Annotated in this window: 17 protein-coding genes and 1 tRNA gene; 10 read left to right on the top strand and 8 right to left on the bottom strand. The window is 71.5% G+C overall.

Going from position 1 to position 18,784, the window contains the following annotated elements:
- Positions 1-15 precede the first annotated feature (15 nt).
- Positions 16-303: a DUF2249 domain-containing protein gene (locus tag IG69_RS0107165; protein WP_030527482.1), complete on the bottom strand. Its 288-nt coding sequence runs from the start codon at positions 301-303 to the stop codon at positions 16-18.
- A 53-nt stretch (positions 304-356) separates the two neighbouring features.
- On the opposite strand from IG69_RS0107165, the gene mobA reads away from it, so the two are divergent.
- Complete coding sequence (gene mobA / locus IG69_RS0107160; RefSeq protein ID WP_051750330.1) at positions 357-917, top strand: molybdenum cofactor guanylyltransferase; 561 nt, start codon at positions 357-359, stop codon at positions 915-917.
- Between the two features lie 101 nt (positions 918-1,018).
- Here the strand turns inward: mobA and IG69_RS0107155 are convergent, their stop codons facing one another.
- Both IG69_RS0107155 and IG69_RS0107150 read right to left on the bottom strand, forming a co-directional pair.
- Positions 1,019-2,419 (bottom strand): MFS transporter, encoded by a 1,401-nt coding sequence (locus tag IG69_RS0107155; protein ID WP_030527480.1) that lies wholly within the window; start codon positions 2,417-2,419, stop codon positions 1,019-1,021.
- Between the two features lie 23 nt (positions 2,420-2,442).
- Positions 2,443-3,747, bottom strand: a complete 1,305-nt coding sequence (locus IG69_RS0107150) for an MFS transporter (RefSeq protein WP_245616104.1) — start codon at positions 3,745-3,747, stop codon at positions 2,443-2,445.
- A gap of 270 nt (positions 3,748-4,017) precedes the next feature.
- On the opposite strand from IG69_RS0107150, the gene IG69_RS0107145 reads away from it, so the two are divergent.
- From IG69_RS0107145 to IG69_RS20090, 7 genes are read left to right on the top strand one after another with little or no spacing between them, the layout of a single operon-like run.
- Entirely contained in the window at positions 4,018-4,749 is a 732-nt protein-coding gene (locus tag IG69_RS0107145) for a helix-turn-helix transcriptional regulator (protein ID WP_030527478.1), read from the top strand.
- A gap of 25 nt (positions 4,750-4,774) precedes the next feature.
- A complete protein-coding gene (locus tag IG69_RS0107140; RefSeq protein ID WP_030527477.1) occupies positions 4,775-8,491 on the top strand; it encodes a nitrate reductase subunit alpha in 3,717 nt (1,238 codons plus the stop codon).
- Between the two features lies 1 nt (position 8,492).
- Positions 8,493-10,154, top strand: a complete 1,662-nt coding sequence (gene narH, locus IG69_RS0107135) for a nitrate reductase subunit beta (protein WP_030527476.1) — start codon at positions 8,493-8,495, stop codon at positions 10,152-10,154.
- Positions 10,151-10,870, top strand: a complete 720-nt coding sequence (narJ, locus tag IG69_RS0107130) for a nitrate reductase molybdenum cofactor assembly chaperone (protein WP_036829389.1) — start codon at positions 10,151-10,153, stop codon at positions 10,868-10,870. Before narH ends, narJ begins: the two co-directional genes overlap by 4 nt.
- On the top strand, positions 10,867-11,616 hold the full coding sequence (gene narI, locus IG69_RS0107125; protein ID WP_030527474.1) for a respiratory nitrate reductase subunit gamma: 750 nt from the start codon (positions 10,867-10,869) through the stop codon (positions 11,614-11,616). The genes narJ and narI overlap by 4 nt, the downstream gene beginning before the upstream one ends.
- 38 nt (positions 11,617-11,654) lie before the next feature.
- Positions 11,655-11,921, top strand: coding sequence for a DUF6457 domain-containing protein (locus tag IG69_RS0107120; RefSeq protein ID WP_030527473.1), 267 nt, complete (start codon positions 11,655-11,657; stop codon positions 11,919-11,921).
- On the top strand, positions 11,918-13,222 hold the full coding sequence (locus tag IG69_RS20090; protein ID WP_051750329.1) for a molybdopterin molybdotransferase MoeA: 1,305 nt from the start codon (positions 11,918-11,920) through the stop codon (positions 13,220-13,222). Before IG69_RS0107120 ends, IG69_RS20090 begins: the two co-directional genes overlap by 4 nt.
- Before the next feature lie 259 nt (positions 13,223-13,481).
- Here the strand turns inward: IG69_RS20090 and IG69_RS0107110 are convergent, their stop codons facing one another.
- The 5 genes from IG69_RS0107110 to orn form a co-directional block, all read right to left on the bottom strand.
- Positions 13,482-13,748 carry a hypothetical protein gene (locus IG69_RS0107110; RefSeq protein WP_030527471.1) on the bottom strand — a complete coding sequence of 89 codons (267 nt, stop codon included), beginning with the start codon at positions 13,746-13,748 and terminating at the stop codon, positions 13,482-13,484.
- An 89-nt stretch (positions 13,749-13,837) separates the two neighbouring features.
- Positions 13,838-13,960, bottom strand: a complete 123-nt coding sequence (locus tag IG69_RS23090; protein WP_281174723.1) for a hypothetical protein — start codon at positions 13,958-13,960, stop codon at positions 13,838-13,840.
- Between the two features lie 239 nt (positions 13,961-14,199).
- Positions 14,200-15,117, bottom strand: a complete 918-nt coding sequence (locus IG69_RS0107100; RefSeq protein ID WP_157577408.1) for a site-specific integrase — start codon at positions 15,115-15,117, stop codon at positions 14,200-14,202.
- A 151-nt stretch (positions 15,118-15,268) separates the two neighbouring features.
- Positions 15,269-15,344, bottom strand: a tRNA-His gene (locus tag IG69_RS0107095).
- Between the two features lie 103 nt (positions 15,345-15,447).
- Positions 15,448-16,125 (bottom strand): oligoribonuclease, encoded by a 678-nt coding sequence (orn, locus tag IG69_RS0107090; RefSeq protein ID WP_051750328.1) that lies wholly within the window; start codon positions 16,123-16,125, stop codon positions 15,448-15,450.
- A 70-nt stretch (positions 16,126-16,195) separates the two neighbouring features.
- On the opposite strand from orn, the gene IG69_RS0107085 reads away from it, so the two are divergent.
- On the top strand, positions 16,196-17,356 hold the full coding sequence (locus tag IG69_RS0107085) for a PrsW family intramembrane metalloprotease (protein ID WP_084696644.1): 1,161 nt from the start codon (positions 16,196-16,198) through the stop codon (positions 17,354-17,356).
- 16 nt (positions 17,357-17,372) lie between these two features.
- Positions 17,373-18,587: a M20 metallopeptidase family protein gene (locus IG69_RS0107080; protein ID WP_030527467.1), complete on the top strand. Its 1,215-nt coding sequence runs from the start codon at positions 17,373-17,375 to the stop codon at positions 18,585-18,587.
- Positions 18,588-18,784 lie beyond the last annotated feature (197 nt).

Genomic DNA, 18,784 nt, shown 5'->3' with positions numbered 1-18,784 from the left:
CTCTCCTCCGCCCGGTCAGGCGCGGGTGACCCGCAGCCGCCAGGCCTCGGGTCCCTCGTCGAGGTAGGTGACGGTGATGGGGCCCTCGCGGTCGGCGAGCTGGGCCAGGAGCGGCTTGGGGTCGTGGGGGGCGACGAGGACGAGCGAGCCGCCGTGGGGGATCGCCGACATGGCGCCGAAGACGGTGGCGTGCCGGATGGCGTGCGGGATGGGGCGGACGTCGAGCTCGGGGACGCCGTGGTCGGCGTCGCCGCAGCCGCACGCGTGCTGGACGGGGGTCACGGGGAGGTCGGTGCGGGACATGGGGACTGCTCCTGAGGGTCGTGGTGGTGGTGGCGTGATGGGAGAGTGTGGACGTGGATGACGACGCGCTGCCGGTGGTGGTCGTGGCCGGCGGGGGCTCGACCCGATTCGGCAGCGACAAGCTCGCCGCGGACCTGGACGGGAGCACGGTGCTGGACCGGCTGCTCGACGCCCTCCCGGCGGGCTGGCCGGTGGTCGTCGTAGGGCCCCGTCGCGAGGTGCGGCGACCGGGTGTGCGCTGGACCCGTGAGCAGCCGCCCGGGGGTGGACCGCTCGCCGCCGTCGTGGCGGGTGTGGCGCTCGTGGAGGGCCCGCTCGTGGGGGTGGTCGCGGGTGACATGCCGTTCGCGGCCCCCGTCCTGGCGGAGCTGCGCTCGGTGCTGCTGTCCTCCGGCGCCGAGGCTGCGGTGGCGGTCGACGACGACGGCCAGGCCAACCCGTTGCTCGCGCTCTACCGCACGCCGGCCGTGCGGCGCCTCCTGCCCGGCCCCGTGACGGGTGGCCGCGCGAAGCGGCTGCTCGAGCTGGAGCACGAGGAGGTCCCGGTGCCGGGGGTGCGTGCGCGCGACGTCGACACCCCGGAGGACCTGGCGCGGGTGCGGCGCGGACGCTGACATCGGGGGCGCTCCTCTCGGCGACGGTGCGTGGTCGGTGGTCGGGCGGCGGCCCTGCCGGGCAGGGGTACGACGGGGCCGCCGGTTCGGCGGTGCCGGGGTCAGCTCGGGCGGGGCGCGCCGGGACGGGCGTAGCGCCACCAGGTGATCGCGAGGCAGAGGACGGCCCAGGCGATGCCGACGCCGTAGAACGCGACCGGGCCGAGGGTGGTGACGCCGACCCCGAAGAAGAAGGGGCCGAAGGCGGCGATCGCCGCGGTCCAGCCGATGACGCCGCCGGCCTGGCGACGCTCGAAGATCATCGGCATCTGCTTGAAGGTGGAGGCGTTGCCGATGCCGCTGAAGAGGAAGATCGCGAGCATCCCCCAGAGGAAGTGCGTGAACCCGCCCTGGAGGGCCGCCGCCGACGAGGTGTCGGGCGTGAGCGTGGGGATGGTGTACGCGATCGAGCCGACGAGGCCGACACCGGAGACGAGGGTCCAGGGGGCGCCGCCGGTGCGATCGGTCAGCGGGGCGAAGAGGACGCGGGCGCCGGCGCCGACGAGGGGGCCGAGGAAGACGTACTTGACGGCGTCGGGGACCGCGTAGCCGGCGACGAGGACGGTGGCCGAGGCGCCGGTGCCACGCACGATGTCGGTGTTGCCGCTGCCGTAGAGGTTGGTCATGAGCAGACCGAACTGCGCGGCGAGGCCGGAGAAGGTGCCGAAGGTCATGATGTAGAGGACGGTCATCCACCAGGTGTCCTGGCTGCGGAAGATGTCGAACTGCTGGCGGATGTCGGCCTTGACCGGGACCGACTTCAGGAGGGTCCACGCGAGGAGGGCGCCGAGGACCATGAGGGGGATCCAGACGAAGGCGGCGTTCTGGAACCAGACGGTCTTCTCGGGCTTGCCGGGGACCGTGAGCTGCTGGCCGCCGCCGAAGGCCGCGAGCGCGGAGATCGCGACGAGGTAGGGCGTGAGCAGCTGGACGAGGGAGACGCCGAAGTTGCCGAGCCCGGCCTGGAGTCCGAGGGCGGTGCCCTGCATCCGCTTGGGGAAGAAGTAGGAGGTGCTGGGCATGAAGCCGGAGAACGCGCCGCCGCCGATGCCGGCGAGGAAGGCCAGGACCATGAGCTCCCAGTAGGGGGCGGTGGGGCTCTGGACGCGCACTCCCCAGCCGAGGGTGGAGGCGATGAGCAGGAGGCTGGTCAGGGTGACGAGCCGTCGGGTCCCGAGGACGGGGGGCAGGACCATCCAGACGAGCCGGAAGAGGCCGGCGGCCAGGCCGGGCATGGCGGCCATCCAGTAGAGCTGGCCCTTGGTGAAGTCGTAGCCGAGGGCGTTGAGCTTGGGGATGACGGCGCTCGGCAGGTACCAGGCGGCGAAGGCGAGGGTGAGGCAGAAGGTGGTGACCCACAGGGTGCGCCAGGCGAGGCCCTTGTCCCAGGTGCGCTCGTCCTCGGGGTCCCAGGCGGTGAGCCACTCGCCCTTCTGCTCTGGGCGGGTCGTGGTGGTGGACATGACGTTCTCCTCGGAGGTGGTGCTCAGTGCGCGGCCGCGGCCGGCTCGAGACGGTGGGCGAGCTCGGGGGACTCCTCGTGCAGCATCCGCACGACGGTCAGGTGCATCCACAGCGCGCTGAGCGCGACGAGGACGAAGAGGACGAAGAAGGTGGAGGTGGGGAAGCCCGTCCACGCCTTGGTGTAGGCGAACAGCGGCGGGAGGGCGAAGCCGCCGAGGCCGCCGAGCATCCCGACCAGGCCGCCGACGGAGCCGACGGCGTGCGGGAAGTACTCGGGGATGTGCTTGTATACGGCCGCCTTGCCGATGCCCATCGCGCTGCCGAGGACGACGAGCAGGGCCGTGAACGGGACGATGCCGAGGCTGTAGGCGAGGTGGGAGGACTGCGAGCCGTCCGCGTGCTGGATGACGAGGTGGCCGTTCGGCATCATGAGCAGCCCCGAGGCCAGGAGCATCACCGCGAAGGTCGCGTACATGACGCGGCGGGCACCGAGGCGGTCGGAGAACCAGCCGCCGAGCGGCCGCAGCAGCGACGCGGGGAAGATGTAGAGCGCGGTCAGGAGACCGGCGACGGTGAGCGAGACGCCGTAGTTGTCGACGTAGTACTTCGGCAGCCAGGCGGCCAGGGCGACGTAGGCGCCGAAGAAGGCGACGTAGTAGAGGCTGAAGCGCCACACCCGGACCTGCCGCAGCGGGGAGAGCTGGGAGGCGATGGTCGCCGAGCGGCCCGGCATCCGGTCGCGGGAGGGGGTCCCCACCCAGACCAGTACGCCCATGACGAGCAGGAGCCCGGCGTAGATGACGGGGACCAGGCGCCAGCCGCCCTGCACCGTGCCGCCGAACCACGCGGCGCCGGCGGTGCCCGCGACGAGGGGAGGGCCGATGAACTTGGTGACCGACGCCCCGACGTTCCCGGCACCGAACACCCCGAGGGCCAGGCCCTGGCGCTCGCGGGGCTGCCAGGCGGCGTTCCAGGCGATACCGGCGCTGAAGGAGTTGCCGGCGAAGCCGACGAGGAAGGCCAGCGCGAGGAGCGCGCCGTAGCTCTGCGCGTGCGCGACGAACCAGGCGGGGACGGCCGTGGCGAGCAGGAGGACGGTCATCACGCGGCGACCGCCGAACCGGTCGGTGAGCATCCCGGCCGGCAGGCGCCACAGGGAACCGTTGAGCACCGCCACCGCGCTCACCCAGGCGAGCTCGGGGTCGGAGAGGCCGAGCTCCTTCTGGATCGGCACCCCGAGGATGCCGAACATCAGCCACGCCGCGAACATCAGGGTGAACGCGGCGCTCGACAGGACGAGCACCCGCCGGGCGCCCGGGGCGCCCACAGGGTGGGCGATACCCCTCGTCGGGGACGTGCCCAGGGTGGTGGCGGGCGATGCCATATGTCCTCCAGTTTGGAAGGAAGATCATCCGTTAAAACTGCCGACGCGGACGCTACTCCCGCCCCGCCGTCCTGACAACTACTTGGCGTAGTAAATGCTGAGAACGGCTCAGAAACAGTGCATTTGCATCATCCGGGGCACTTCACCCCCGGTCCCGGCATGTGCTTATATGGAGCGACAGAGTCCGGCAAATAGGAGGAGGGGGATCGTCCGGTGACCACTCCGCAGCAGTACGACGCCGCCGCGCTCCTCGCCTCCCCCGTCCGCCGCCTCCTGGTCGACGTGCTCGAGACGAGCGCCGCGGACTCCCCGCAGGGCCTGACCGCCGCCGAGCTCGCGCCGCAGGCCGACCTCCACGTGACGACGGTGCGCTTCCACCTCGACCAGCTCGTCGCCGCGGGAGTGCTGGAGAGCGAGTTCGTCCGCACCGGGGGAGCCGGCCGGCCGCGCAAGGTCTACCGACCCCTCCCGCCCGCGACCCCGACCGGGGCCGGCCACCCGGAGCCCCTGCGCCTGCTGACGACGCTGCTGACCGAGGCGATGACGGCCTCGGTGCAGGGCGAACGCATCACGCCCTACGAGGCAGGTCGCCGCTGGGCCCGCGAGCACCTGACCGACCACCCGGAGCGCACCCCGGCCGACAGCGCCGGCGTCTGGCTCGGCCGGGTCGGCGAGGTCATCGACGTCCTGGAGGACTGGGGCTACCAACCGGAGGTCTCGACCTCCGAGGGCGGTCGGGCCGCCCGCGTCGAGCTGAGCGACTGCCCCTTCCTCGACCTCGCGCGCGACAACCAGGCCGTGGTCTGCGGCGTGCACCGCGGCCTGGTCGCCGAGTCCATGGTCATGTCCGGTGAGAGCGGCGCTCAGGTGGCGCTCGAGCCGTTCGTCACCGACACCCGCTGCGTGGCGCACATCCGCACCACCACACCGTTCCGGGCCTCGTAGGCCCTTCATCCCTCGGAGACGACCCATGGCCACGACCCCCGGACTCGACGGACCCCTCACCGAGGCCCTCGTCGGCACTCGTCGCTTCTTCACCCGCGGTGAGGTCTCGCCGGACCGTCGGGCGCTGCACCGGGAGGGCGGTCGGGCGGGGGACGCGTTCTACCGTGACCGGTGGTCGCACGACAAGGTCGTGCGCAGCACCCACGGGGTCAACTGCACCGGCTCGTGCTCGTGGAAGGTGTACGTCAAGGACGGCATCATCACGTGGGAGGCGCAGCAGACCGACTACCCCTCCACCGGGCCGGACCGCCCGGAGTACGAGCCCCGCGGCTGCCCGCGCGGGGCCGCCTTCAGCTGGTACACCTACTCGCCGACCCGGGTGCGCTACCCCTACGTGCGTGGCGTCCTGCTGGAGATGTTCCGGGAGGCGCGCCGCGCGGTCGGCGGTGACCCCGTGCTGGCCTGGGCCTTGATCGTGCAGGACCCGGAGAAGGCGCGCCGCTACAAGTCCGCCCGCGGCAAGGGCGGGCTGGTGCGCTCCACCTGGGAGGAGGTCGTCGACCTCGTCGCCGCCGCACACGTCTACACGGTCAAGCGCTGGGGGCCGGACCGGATCGCCGGCTTCTCTCCGATCCCTGCGATGTCGCCGGTGTCGTACGCCTCGGGCGCCCGCTTCCTCGAGCTCATCGGCGCCCCGATGCTCTCCTTCTACGACTGGTACGCCGACCTGCCCAACGCCTCCCCGCAGATGTTCGGCGACCAGACCGACGTCCCCGAGTCCGGGGACTGGTGGGACGCCGGCTACCTCATCATGTGGGGCTCGAACGTCCCGATGACGCGCACCCCCGACGCGCACTGGATGACCGAGGCGCGCTACCGCGGCCAGAAGGTCGTCGCCGTCTCGCCCGACTACGCCGAGAACGTCAAGTTCGCCGACGAGTGGGTCGCGGCCGCGCCCGGCACCGACGGCGCCCTCGCGATGGCGCTGGGGCACGTGATCCTCAAGGAGTTCTTCGTCGACCGGCAGGTCGACTTCTTCACCGACTACAACCGGCAGTACACCGACCTGCCCTTCCTGGTCTCCCTCGAAGTCGACGGCTCCGCCCCGGTGGGTGCCGACGGCGAGGCGGCCTACCGCCCCGGGAAGTACGTCGTCGCCGGCGACCTCGACGTCGCCGAGGCCACCTCCGAGAACGCGATGTGGAAACCGGTCGTCCTCGACGCGCGCACCGACACCGTCGCCGTGCCGCAGGGCTCGCTCGGGTTCCGGTGGGGTGACGAGGGGCTGGGTCGGTGGAACCTGCAGCTCGGCGACCTCGAGCCCGCGCTGTCGGTGCATGACACCGCGACCGCGTCGGTCCGGGTCGTCCTGCCGCGCTTCGACACCCCCGACGGCAAGGTCGCTCACGTCGAGCGAGGGGTCCCCGTGCGCCGCGTCGGGGACCGCCTCGTGACGACCGTCCTCGACCTCATGCTCGCCCAGTACGGCGTCGCCCGCGAAGGGCTGCCCGGCACCTGGCCGGCCGGCTACGACGACCCGTCCACCCCGGCGACCCCCGCGTGGCAGGAGGAGATCACCTCCGTGCCCGCCGAGCAGGTGGTCCGGCTGGCCCGCGAGTGGGCGCAGAACGCCGTCGACACCCAGGGGCGCGGGATGATCCTCATGGGCGCCGGCACCAACCACTGGTTCCACTCCGACCAGATCTACCGGGCGATGCTCGTCCTGACCACGATCACCGGCTGCCAGGGCCGCAACGGCGGCGGCTGGGCGCACTACGTCGGCCAGGAGAAGGTCCGCCCGATCATGGGCTTCCAGCACATGGCCTTCGCCCTGGACTGGCACCGGCCGCCGCGGCACATGAACCAGACCGCGTACTGGTACGTCAACACGAGCCAGTACCGCTACGACACCTTCACCGCCGACGACGTCGACGCCGGCACCGGGGTGTTCGCCGGCAAGGGCGTCATGGACCTGCTGGCCCAGTCGGTGCGCCTGGGCTGGACGCCGAGCTACCCGACCTTCGACCGCAGCAGCCTCGTCCTGGCCGACGAGGCCGACGCCGCCGGGATGGCTCCCGCCGACTACGTCGTCGACCAGCTGCGCTCGGGCGCACTGAAGTTCGCCGTCGAGGACCCGGAGGCCGAGGAGAACCACCCGCGTATCCTCAGCCTCTGGCGAGCCAACCTCCTGGGTTCCAGCGCCAAGGGCAACGAGTACTTCCTCAAGCACCTCCTCGGCACGGACAACGCGGTCACCGCGCAGCAGGCACCGCCGGAGAAGCGGCCGGCGGGCATCGCCTGGCCGGACGAGGTGCCCGAGGGCAAGCTCGACCTGCTGACGACCATCGACTTCCGGATGACCAGCTCGACCCTGTTCTCCGACGTCGTGCTGCCGGCGGCCACCTGGTACGAGAAGCACGACATCAACACCACCGACATGCACCCGTTCGTGCACTCCTTCAACCCGGCCATCGCACCCCCGTGGCAGTCCAAGACCGACTGGGAGGCGTGGAAGGCGATCGCGAAGCGGTTCTCCGAGCTCGCCGTCGACCACCTCGGCACGCGCCGAGACGTTGTCGCCAAGCCCCTGTGGCACGACACCCCCGAGGCGATGGCGACCGTGCACGGCGTGGTCAAGGACTGGCGCGCGGGGGAGTGCGAGCCGGTGCCCGGCAAGACCCTCCCGGTCCTCGTCGTCACCGAGCGCGACTACCCGGCGGTGTACGACAAGATGACGTCCATCGGACCGCTGATGGAGTCCGTCGGGATGCTCACCAAGGGCGTGCCCTACGAGGTGGGGCGGGAGGTCGACCTCCTGCGCCGACGCAACGGGGTGGTCCCGAGCGGGGCCGGGGAGGGCCAGCCACGCCTCGAGACCGACATCCACGTCGCCGACGCGATCCTGCACCTGTCCGGCACGACCAACGGGCACCTCGCGACCCACGGCTTCAAGAACGTCGAGAAGCGCACCGGCACACTGCTGCACGACCTCGCGGCCGAGCACGAAGGCAAGCAGATCACCTTCGCCGACACCCAGGTCGCGCCCGTCCCGGTCATCACCTCACCCGAGTGGTCGGGCTCGGAGTCCGGCGGGCGGCGGTACTCGCCCTTCACCATCAACATCGAACGGCACAAGCCCTTCCACACCCTCACCGGGCGCCAGCAGTTCTACGTCGACCACGACTGGGTGCTCGGCATGGGGGAGGCGCTGCCGGTGTTCCGGCCGCCGCTGAACATGACCGAGCTCTTCGGCGAGACCGCCCTCGGCGAGCAGAACGCCCTCGGGGTCTCGGTGCGCTACCTCACCCCGCACAACAAGTGGTCGATCCACAGCGAGTACCAGGACAACCTCTTCATGCTCTCGCTCTCACGGGGCGGGCAGACCATCTGGATGTCCGACCTCGACGCCGAGAAGATCGGCGTCCACGACAACGACTGGGTCGAGGCGGTCAACCGCAACGGCGTCGTCGCGGCCCGCGCGATCGTGTCGCACCGGATGCCCGAGGGCACCGTCTACATGCACCACGCGCAGGACCGGCTGATCGACGTGCCCTTGACCGAGCGCGACGGCAAGCGAGGCGGAATCCACAACTCGCTCACCCGGATCATGATCAAGCCGAGCCACATCATCGGCGGCTACGCACAGCTGTCGTACTTCTTCAACTACATCGGGCCCACCGGCAACAACCGCGACGAGATCACGATGATCCGCCGTCGCACCAACCAGGACGTGGAGTACTGACATGCGGGTCATGGCGCAGATGGCGATGGTCATGAACCTCGACAAGTGCATCGGGTGTCACACCTGCTCGGTCACCTGCAAGCAGGCGTGGACCAACCGGGCCGGCACCGAGTACGTCTGGTTCAACAACGTCGAGACCCGCCCCGGCCTCGGCTACCCCCGCGGCTACGAGGACCAGGAGGAGTGGCAGGGCGGCTGGGTCGTCAAGAACGGACGCCTGCGGCTGCGGGCCGGAGGTCGTCTGAAGAAGCTCGCCACCATCTTCAGCAACCCGAAGATGCCCTCCATCCAGGACTACTACGAGCCCTGGACCTACGACTACGAGACACTGCTCAACGCCCCGGCGCAGAAGACCTTCCCCGTCGCGCGCCCGCACTCACTGATCTCCGGCAAGCCGATCAACGTCTCGTGGAGCGCCAACTGGGACGACGACCTCGGCGGCTCGCGCGAGCACGCCGTCAAGGACCCCATGCTCAAGGGCATCGAGGACAAGGTCCGCATGGAGTTCGAGAAGACCTTCATGTTCTACCTGCCGCGCATCTGCGAGCACTGCCTCAACCCCTCCTGCGCGGCCTCGTGCCCGAGCGGCGCGATCTACAAGCGCGAGGAGGACGGCATCGTCCTCGTCGACCAGGACCGCTGCCGCGGCTGGCGGATGTGCATCACCGGCTGCCCCTACAAGAAGGTCTACTTCAACCACAAGACCGGCAAGGCCGAGAAGTGCACTTTCTGCTACCCCCGCATCGAGGTCGGCATCCCGACCGTCTGCTCCGAGACCTGCGTCGGGCGACTGCGCTACATCGGACTCGTGCTCTACGACGCCGACAAGGTCCTTGAGGCGGCCTCGGTCGAGGACGAGCACGCCCTCTACGAGGCACAGCTCGGGTGCTTCCTCGACCCCGAGGACCCCGACGTGCGTCGTGAGGCCGAGGCGGCGGGCATCCCCACCGACTGGGTCGAGGCCGCCCGGCGCAGCCCGGTCAAGAAGCTGATCCTCGACCACCGGGTGGCGCTGCCGCTGCACCCGGAGTACCGCACCATGCCGATGGTCTGGTACATCCCGCCACTGTCGCCCGTCGTCGACGTCGTCAAGGACACCGGCCACGACGCCGAGGACGTCGACAACCTCTTCGGCGCGATCGACACGCTGCGCATCCCGGTCGAGTACCTCGCGAACCTCTTCACCGCCGGCGACGTCGCCCCGGTCGACCGTGTCCTGAAGAAGCTCGCCGCGATGCGCTCGTACATGCGCGACATCAACCTCGGTCGCGACCCCCGGGACGAGATCCCGGCAGCCGTCGGGATGGAGGGGGAGGCGATGTACGACATGTTCCGCCTCCTGGCGCTGGCCAAGTACTCCGAGCGCTACGTCATCCCCCCGGCCCACGCCGAGCAAGCCCACGCCCTCGAGGAGCTGGCCACCGAGTGCGCTGTCTCCGAGTACGGCGGGGGACAGAGCGACGTCTTCGGTGAGGGGTCCGGCGCTGCGCCGACGCCGGTCGCGGTGGAGAACTTCCGGGTGCTCCAGCAGACCCAGTCGGCCGACTCGCTCGAGCAGCTGGCCGGTGACAACCCGCTGCGCGGTCGCGTCAACCTCCTCACCTGGGACGGCCGCGGGATGCCCGACGGACTCTTCCCGACCGGCCAGGAGGCCGACCGATGAGGTGGCGCCGGCATCGGGGCACGCAGCCGGGCCTGTCCGAGCACCACCTCGTGCACACCTGGCAGGTCGTCTCCCTCCTGCTCGACTACCCCGACGAGACGCTGCTCGCGCGGGTGCCGATGCTGCGCAGGGTCGTCGCCGCCCTGCCTGCGGCGCAACGCGACCCGCTCGACGTCGCCCTCGACACCCTGGAGCGGACCGATCTCGGGGCGCTGCAACGCGAGTACGTCGACACCTTCGACGTCACCCGGCGCTGCTCGCTGCACCTGACCTACTTCTCCCACGGCGACACCCGCCGACGAGGGGTGGCCCTCGTCGAGTTCAAGCAGGCCTACCGGAAGGCCGGGGTCGAGTTCGACGTCGACTCCGAGCTCCCCGACCACCTGTGCGTCGTCCTCGAGTTCGGCGCCGTCCACGACTGGGCCACCGCGTGGCACCTGCTCACCGCCCACCGCGTCGGCATCGAGGTCCTGAGAGCCGGTCTCGCACGACGTGGCTCGCCCTGGCTGCCCGCCCTGGAGGCCCTGCGCACTACCCTCCCGCAGCTCGACGGCGACGACGAGACCGCGCTGCTGCGCCTGGTCGCCGACGGACCGCCGCAGGAGGACGTCGGGCTCGAGCCCTACGCCGTCGACCCCCGCCTGAACCCTCGCCCCGAACCCGCCGACACCACCGCGCTGCTCGGCCCGACCATCCCGGTAGGAGCTCCCCGATGACCACCGTCCTGTGGGTGATCGTCCCGTACGTCTGCCTCGCCGTCTTCGTCGTCGGTCACGTCTGGCGCTACCGCTACGACAAGTTCGGGTGGACCACCCGCTCCAGCCAGCTCTACGAGAGCCGGCTGCTGCGCCTGGGCAGCCCGCTGTTCCACGTCGGGATGCTCGGCGTCGTCGCCGGCCACGTCATCGGCCTCGTCATCCCGCAGGTGTGGACGAACGCGCTGGGTCTCAGTCCGCACGCGTACCACGTCATCGCCCTGGCCGGCGGAATCCCCGCCGGCATTGCCGCCGTCGTCGGACTCGTCATCCTCGTCTACCGCCGCCGGACGACCGGCCCGGTCTTCCGGGCCACGACCCTCAATGACAAGGTCATGTACGCGGTCCTCGGCACCGTGGTCGTCCTCGGGATGTGGAACACGGTCGCGGGCAGCCTGCTCCAGTTCGGCGGCGAGTACAACTACCGCGAGGGCGTCAGCCCGTGGTTCCGCGGCATCTTCCTCCTCCAGCCCCGTCCCGAGCTCATGGCCGACGCGCCGATGGGGTTCCGGCTGCACGCGCTGCTGGCTTTCCTCCTCTTCGCGATGTGGCCCTTCACCCGACTCGTCCACGTCTTCTCGGCCCCGCTGGGCTACCTCACCCGTCCCTACCTCGTGTACCGCTCGAAGGATGCCCGGCCGGGGCGGGGGACGGGCAACCGTGCGCCGCAGCGCGGGTGGGACCGCCCCGAGCTGACCCGCAAGTGACCCGGCAACCCCGATGCACGACCCGCAAGGAGAGCACCATGACCGACCTGACCGCCGCCGAGCAGGAGTGGCGTGCCTGGATCGCCGACGCCTGCGCGTCCGTGGGGGTTGACCCCTCCGACGTCGACGTCACCGGCATCCACGGGCTGACCAAGGACATTGCCCACAACCTCGCCCGCCCCATGGCCCCGGTCGGGTCGTTCATCCTCGGCCTCGCGGTCGGCGCTCGGGGCGCGAGCGGGCATGCGATCTCCCAAGACGAGTTGCTCGAGGCGCTGCGCACGACAGTGCCCACCACCTCGTGACGACCGTCCTGCCCACCACCCGGCAGGCGCTCGACCCCGAGGTCGCGCTCGCGCGCCTGCTCGGCCGGCTCCACCCGCTCCGCCCGGAGGAGGTGCCGCTCGGCGACGCCCTGGACCGGGTGCTGGCGCGGCCGCTGCGGGCAAGCATCCCGGTTCCACGCTTCGACTGCTCGGCGATGGACGGCTACGCGGTGCGCGCCGCCGACGTCACGGTGGGTGCACGCCTGAGCGTCCTTGCCGAGGTTCGGGCGGGGCAACCGGCCGCTGTCCCAGTCACTCCGGGCGCAACCGTCCGCGTCATGACGGGGGCTCCGCTGCCGCCGGGGGCGGACGCCGTCGTTCCGTGGGAGCTCACCGGCACCCCCGAGACCGGCGGCTCGCCAGTAGGGGAGTTGCACGACGACGTCCCCGCCTGGGTCGAGGTCCACGACGCGCCTCGGCCGAGACAGCACGTGCGGCGCAGCGGTGAGGACCTGGACGCGGATGACCTCCTCGCGGCGGCCGGCGATGTCGTCGGACCTGCCGAGATCGCCCTAGCGGCCGCCACCGGTCGCGACACGCTGTGGGTGACCAGGGCTCCCGTCGTCGCGGTCCTGTCCACAGGGGACGAGGTCGTCGCGCCGGGCAGCCACCTGCGGGGCGCGCGCGTCCCCGACGTCAACGGGCCCGTGCTCGAGGCGCTCGTGCGCCGCGCCGGAGGAGTGCCGCTCCGACTCCCCCTGGTGGCCGACGACCCCGAGGCCCTGCTGCAGGCGCTCGACGCGCTGTCCGGCCGGGTCGACCTCGTGCTGACCTCCGGTGGCGCCTCGGGTGGCGCCGCCGACCTCGTCGCCCGCCTCGACGGTGGGCGGCACCCGGTCGAGGCCGTCTCGCTGCGGATGAAGCCCGGGAAGCCGGCCGTGCTGGGAGTGCTGGACCTCGAGCCGGGACCGGGTGGTGGCCCGGTCGGGTTCGTCGGGCTGCCAGGCAACCCGGTGGCGGCGATGGTGGCGTTCGAGATGCTCGCGGTCCCTGCCATCGCCCTGCTCGGAGAACGGTCCGGCGTGGCCCACGAGGTGGAAGCGACGGCTGCGGAGCGGCTCCCGGGGGCGGACGGACGCGTGTCGCTCGTCCGGGTTCGGCTGGAGCGCATTGACGACGGGCGGTGGCAAGCCACCCCCACCGGCGGCGAGCGCGCCCACGGCGTGCGCTCCCTCGTGGGCTCGAACGGGCTAGCGGTCGTCCGCAACGTCGGCGGAGTCGCCGTGGGCGAGTCGGTCACCGTCCGGCGAACGAACTGGTCCGGCGCCCGGGCGGTGTAGGTGCCCTAGGGGTGTCGGTGTCGGAGCTTCAACACCAGGCGCAGCCGCACCGAGTGAGCGCCCCGAGCATCGAGGGCGTCGGCCGCCTTGTCCGGGCTCAGCTCGCGGATCCGGAGGGAGCGCAATACAGGGCCACCAGCACCGGGTCCGCGCCCATCACCGTTCCGCGATGTGTCGACGGACCTCAGCAACCCCCGGTTCACGCGCAGCCGAGAGCGACAGGGTGCCCACGCTGACTTCGGTCACACTCTGCAGGCGCTCAGCCGACTCTGCGTCGACGCGTCGGTGTCAGGCCACGCAGATCTCGCAGGAGTTCGGACGGGACCGAAGGGGGCGTCCTCACGGCATCGCGGGTTCGACCCGCTCGGATGGCCGCGATGTCCTCGGGGGTGAAGTAGATGCCGCGCGTCGAGTGGCGACGATGGTGGGGTACCACGCGGCGGCTGCACCTGTCGCGCAGCGTGTAGCGCGACCACCCCAAGAGGGCGGCCGCTTCGGCCATGTCGTACTCGATGTCGTGGGTCATGCGCCGGACCGTTCGTGTGCGCGCCGCGTGCGCAGTCGCCCATGACGACGGGTCCCCTCGTCCTGTTGGGACGAGGGGACCGTCATCGGTCAGGCGGCCAGCTCCTCGTCGTCGTCGTCGCTGACGAACGGCAGGGTCGCGTCGATGGCGTCGACATCGTCGACTGTCGAGTCCTCCGCAGCAGACACGACGCTGCCCACGCCGACCGTCATCAGCTCGTTCAGGTGGGCGTCGATGACCGAGACCGTCTCCCCCCGACCTCAGGCGTGAGGTGGCCGTAGATGCGAGTGGTCGTGGCGGGGTCGGCGTGCCCGAGACGCCGCTGGACCCCAGCACCGGTCGTCCGGCGCTCAGCAGCCAGGCCGCGTGACTGTGCCGGAAGCCGTGCGGCCTGACCGGGGGCATCTCCTTCGGCAGGTCGACGCGCTGTGCCGGCGTGGCCGCGGCGCGCTCAGCCTTTGGCGTCGGGCGCCGAGGTTGTCTTGCGCTTGGTCAGCCTCTTCCAGGTCTTGTGGACGTGGATGTAGGCCGGGTCCAGGTCGGTTCCGTCGCCGGCGTGGAAGTCCTTGACTTGCAACGCCTTCGCCTCACCCCATCGCTCGCCGGTGCCCAGCAGGAAGCGGACGAGTCGCTGCGAGCGGGGGTCGAGCTGCTCGAGGAGGAAACGTGCCTGAGTGCGGCTCAGGAACACGCACTCCAGGTCCTCGACCTTCGCCAGGGTGAGGCCCGCGCACGGGTTGCGTTGCAGGAGCGGCGCCGGCGCGAAGTCGACCGCTGAGGAGAAGATCTGCGCCAGCAGGGCCTCGATGTTGCGGCGGGTCTTGTCGGCAATCGTGGCACCGGGGTCGTTCGCCTTGGGCATGCCTGCCAGCTCCTGCTTCCACGCCACCACGGTGGGGAAAGGCCACTCGCCACCGTCTGCGAGAGGGAGCGAGTGCGTCTGCACCAGTGCGATGTCGATGTCGCCGAAGTACGGGAGGATGCAGCGCTCGATGTCCCGCAGGTAGCCGTCCTTGGTCACCTCGTTGGCCTCTGTCGTGTTTGTCACGTAGTGGGTCGCGAGCCACTTCAGCGTGATGCCGGTGAGTTCCGGTGCCCGTAGGGACCCTGCGAGCCTGGGGACCTCGGTCGGTGCTGTCGGGGCCGGCGTGCTGGCCGGGACGGCCTCCCGCGAGCTCGCCATCGCCGCGAGGACGACGGAGACACCGTGGGTGCGGCAGTGCTTGAGGAAGGCGCGGGCCTCGGCCTCGGTGGCGAACGCCTCGTACTTCTTCTTGCCTGCCTCGCGCCAATAGACGCGGTGCTGGGTCTGGCTGCGCATCTCGTACCACATGGGTGGGTGCTCCTGCGGTGTCGTGTCGGTGGACACGGCGCACCGTGCGGGCGTGCAGGTTCCGCGGCACTCGCACATGAAGGCCGTCGGTCAGGGTCGGCGGCGTCGATGTGGTGACGATGAAGGCCCGGCGCCCCCTCTCTCGGGGGGCACCGGGCCCTCTTCACCGCTCTGACCTGCGGCTTCGTGGGGTGAGCGACGGGACTTGAACCCGCGACCCTCGCGACCACAACGCGATGCTCTACCAGCTGAGCTACGCCCACCACGACGGGATCCGGACCTGCGAAGAGGCCCCGTGAGCCCGTGGCGCAGTTATCGTACCGGGTCCGCGGGGGTGGTCGTGACCACCCCCGGGACCGGCGCCCCTCAGGCGTCCGACGCGGTGGCGCCGGGCGCCCCGCTCGCGGCCGACACCGGGGCGGAGTGGTCGACGACGTGCCGGGCCGCGAGCTCGCGCAGCTCCTCGCTCGAGCGACCGGGCGGGGCGACGAAGACCGCCTCCCGGTAGTAGCGCAGCTCGGCGATGGACTCGCGGATGTCGGCCAGCGCGCGGTGGCCGCCGCTCTTGGTCGGCGCCGAGAAGTAGGCCCGCGGGAACCAGCGTCGCGAGAGCTCCTTGATCGAGGACACGTCGATGATCCGGTAGTGCAGGTGCGACTCGAGCGCCGGCATGTCGCGGGCGAGGAAGGCGCGGTCGGTCGCGACCGTGTTGCCGCCCAACGGTGCCCGGCCCGGCTCGGGCACCCACTGGCGCACGTAGTCGAGGACCATCGCCTCGGCGTCCTCGAGGGAGACGCCCGCGGCGAGCTCGTCGAGGAGCCCGGAGGTGGTGTGCATCCCGCGCACGAAGTCGTTCATCTGCTCAAGGGCGGCGTCCGGGGGGCGCACGACGACGTCGACGCCGTCACCGAGGACGGTGAGGTCGAAGTCGGTGACGAGCGCCGCCACCTCGACGAGGGCGTCGGCCTCGAGGGACAGACCGGTCATCTCGCAGTCGATCCACACGATGCGGTCGGTGTGGGTGCGGTCGGTGGTGGCGGACATGCGGGCCATGCTAGGCCGACCCGACCGTGGTCAGGGCCCCGAACCCCGCATCCCCGCTAGGGTTCGGCGCATGAGCGAGGACCTGCGGGCGGCGCCGGTCATCACGCGGCGCGAGGACCCGACGACCCGGTCGGCGCTGCGGTCCTGGGTCGTGGCGAGCGTCGCCGGCGTGGGCTTCCTCGTCGCCGCCCTCGTCGTGTCCGCCTACCTCGGAGCGACGTTCGGCGTCCAGACCGTGCTGCTGGCCCTCGCCGTCGCGGTCGTGCCGCTCGGCATCGTCATCCCGACCTTCCTCTGGCTGGACCGCTTCGAGTCCGAGCCGACGCGCTACCTCGTGGCCGCGTTCCTCTGGGGAGCGCTGGTGGCGACGCTCGTCGCTGCGGTGTTCAACACGAGTGCGATCATGGTGCTGCGCAGCGCGACCGACCCCGACGCGGCCCTCGCGACGACGGCGGTGCTCGTCGCCCCGTTCGTCGAGGAGGCGCTCAAGGGGGCGTTCGTCCTGCTCGTGTGGTGGTTCCTGCGGCGCGAGTTCGACGGCGTGACCGACGGGATGGTCTACGCCGGCGTGACGGCCGCGGGGTTCGCCTTCACCGAGAACATCCAGTACCTCGCCCAGGCGTACACCGACGGCGGGCGCGAGGCGCTGACGGCGACGTTCGTCGCGCGCTGCCTGCTGTCGCCGTTCGCGCACCCCATGTTCACGATCCTCACCGGCGCCGGGATCGGGGTCGCCGCGACGAGCCGCTCGTGGGGGGTGCGGCTGCTGGCCCCCGTCGCGGGCTACCTCCTGGCGGTCGTCGCGCACGGGCTGTGGAACCTCGCGGCGGTCTCGGGCGGCGCCGGGCTCGTCACCGTCTACGTCCTCGTCGAGGTGCCGGTCTTCCTCGCCTACGTCGCGTTCGTCGTCTGGGCGAGACGCCGGGAGGGCCGCCTCATCGGGCAGTACCTGCGGCCGTACGCCGACGCGGGGTGGCTGACCCGGTCCGAGGTGTCGATGCTCTCGTCGATGACGCGTCGGCGCGAGGCCCGGCTGTGGGCGCGCGCCAACGCCGGGACGCGCGGCCTGTCGGCGATGCGCGCCTTCCAGGACACCGCGAGCGAGCTCGCGCTGCTGCGGCGCCGGATGCACCACGACGCCGCCGACGACCACGCCCTCGGGCAGGAGCGCGAGCTGCTCGGCGCGCTGACCGCGCGGCGCGGCGAGTTCGTCGGCACGGCCGGCTGGTGATGGCAGGGTGGGTCGGGTGACCGCCTCCCTCGACACCGCCCACCGCCTCGGACCGGACCTCGTCGCGCTGCGCCGCCGGCTGCACCGGATGCCGGAGATCGGGCTGCACCTGCCCGACACGCAGGCGGTCGTCCTCGAGGAGCTCGCCGGGCTGGACCTCGAGGTGACGACGGGCGAGGGGCTGTCGTCCGTCGTCGCCGTGCTGCGCGGGCGGGCGCCGCACGCGGGGGAGCGCCCGGTCGTGCTGCTGCGCGGCGACATGGACGCGCTGCCGGTCACCGAGGAGGTCGACGTCGACTACCGCTCCGAGCGGGTCGGGGCGATGCACGCCTGCGGCCACGACCTCCACGTCGCCGGGCTCGTGGGTGCGGCACGGGTGCTGCACGAGCTGCGCGACGAGCTCGTCGGCGACGTCGTCCTCATGTTCCAGCCCGCCGAGGAGGGTCCCGGCGGCGCGGAGCCGATGATCGCCGAGGGGCTGCTCGAGGCCGCGGGCCGTCGGGTCGACGCCGCCTACGCGGTGCACGTCTACTCGGCCGACCACCCGCGGGGCACGTGGTTCGGGCGGCCGGGGCCGCTCATGGCGGCCGCCGACGAGCTGTTCGTCGACGTCCGCGGCGTCGGCGGGCACGGGTCGGCCCCCGAGCGGGCCAAGGACCCGGTGCCGGTGGCCTGCGAGATCGTCCTCGCGTTCCAGAACGCGCTGACCCGGCAGTTCTCGATCTGGGACCCGGTGGTGCTCACCGTCGGCAAGGTCGCTGCCGGGACGAAGGACAACATCATCCCGGACGACGCCCGCATCGAGGCGACGCTGCGGACGTTCTCGCCGCAGCAGCGGACCAAGGCGCACGCGGTCTTCTCGCGCCTGGCCGAGGGGGTCGCGGCCGCGCACGGGCTGCGGGCCGAGGTGACGATCGCCAACGGGTACCCCGTGACCGTCAACGACGACACCGAGTTCGACGTCGCGCGTTCGGTGGTGCTCGACCTGTTCGGCGCCGACCGGTGGGCCGAGATGGCCAACCCCGAGGCGGGCTCGGAGGACATGTCGTTCGTCCTCGAGGAGGTCCCGGGCGCGTACCTCAACGTGTCGGCGTGCGCGCTCGAGGACCACACCCTCGCCGAGGACAACCACTCGCCGCGCGCCGCGTTCGACGACTCGGTCGTGCCCGACGTCGCCGCCGCGCTCGCCGAGATGGCGCTGCGGCGCTCGCGGATGCTCGCCCGGGGCTGACCCGCCGGACGGGTCGAGGTGAAACCCGACCAGCAGCCGGTCTCCTTTCACCTCGACGCGGATGATGGGCGCATCGGGTCGAGGTATGCCGCCGTGGTGAGGCATCGGCCGGATACCTCGACCCGTCGCTGGGGCGCCCCCGGCAGGATCCGCCGTCGGGCTCTCCGCTCCTTCGTCGCGGCGAGCCCTCCGGCTCC

The sequence above is a fragment of the Phycicoccus jejuensis genome (assembly GCF_000720925.1).
Taxonomy (GTDB): Bacteria; Actinomycetota; Actinomycetes; order Actinomycetales; family Dermatophilaceae; genus Phycicoccus; species Phycicoccus jejuensis.
This window is presented reverse-complemented; position numbering and strand designations above follow the sequence as displayed.

Excerpts from the sequence above, each read along its gene's own strand:
- IG69_RS0107165 (WP_030527482.1), bottom strand. The coding sequence starts at position 303 with ATGTCCCGCACCGACCTCCCCGTGACCCCCGTCCAGCACGCGTGCGGC.
- IG69_RS0107155 (WP_030527480.1), bottom strand. The coding sequence starts at position 2,419 with ATGTCCACCACCACGACCCGCCCAGAGCAGAAGGGCGAGTGGCTCACC.
- IG69_RS0107140 (WP_030527477.1), top strand. The coding sequence starts at position 4,775 with ATGGCCACGACCCCCGGACTCGACGGACCCCTCACCGAGGCCCTCGTC.
- narH (WP_030527476.1), top strand. The coding sequence starts at position 8,493 with ATGCGGGTCATGGCGCAGATGGCGATGGTCATGAACCTCGACAAGTGC.
- narJ (WP_036829389.1), top strand. The coding sequence starts at position 10,151 with ATGAGGTGGCGCCGGCATCGGGGCACGCAGCCGGGCCTGTCCGAGCAC.
- narI (WP_030527474.1), top strand. The coding sequence starts at position 10,867 with ATGACCACCGTCCTGTGGGTGATCGTCCCGTACGTCTGCCTCGCCGTC.
- IG69_RS0107120 (WP_030527473.1), top strand. The coding sequence starts at position 11,655 with ATGACCGACCTGACCGCCGCCGAGCAGGAGTGGCGTGCCTGGATCGCC.
- IG69_RS0107110 (WP_030527471.1), bottom strand. The coding sequence starts at position 13,748 with ATGACCCACGACATCGAGTACGACATGGCCGAAGCGGCCGCCCTCTTG.
- IG69_RS23090 (WP_281174723.1), bottom strand. The coding sequence starts at position 13,960 with ATGACGGTCGGCGTGGGCAGCGTCGTGTCTGCTGCGGAGGACTCGACA.
- orn (WP_051750328.1), bottom strand. The coding sequence starts at position 16,125 with ATGTCCGCCACCACCGACCGCACCCACACCGACCGCATCGTGTGGATC.
- IG69_RS0107085 (WP_084696644.1), top strand. The coding sequence starts at position 16,196 with ATGAGCGAGGACCTGCGGGCGGCGCCGGTCATCACGCGGCGCGAGGAC.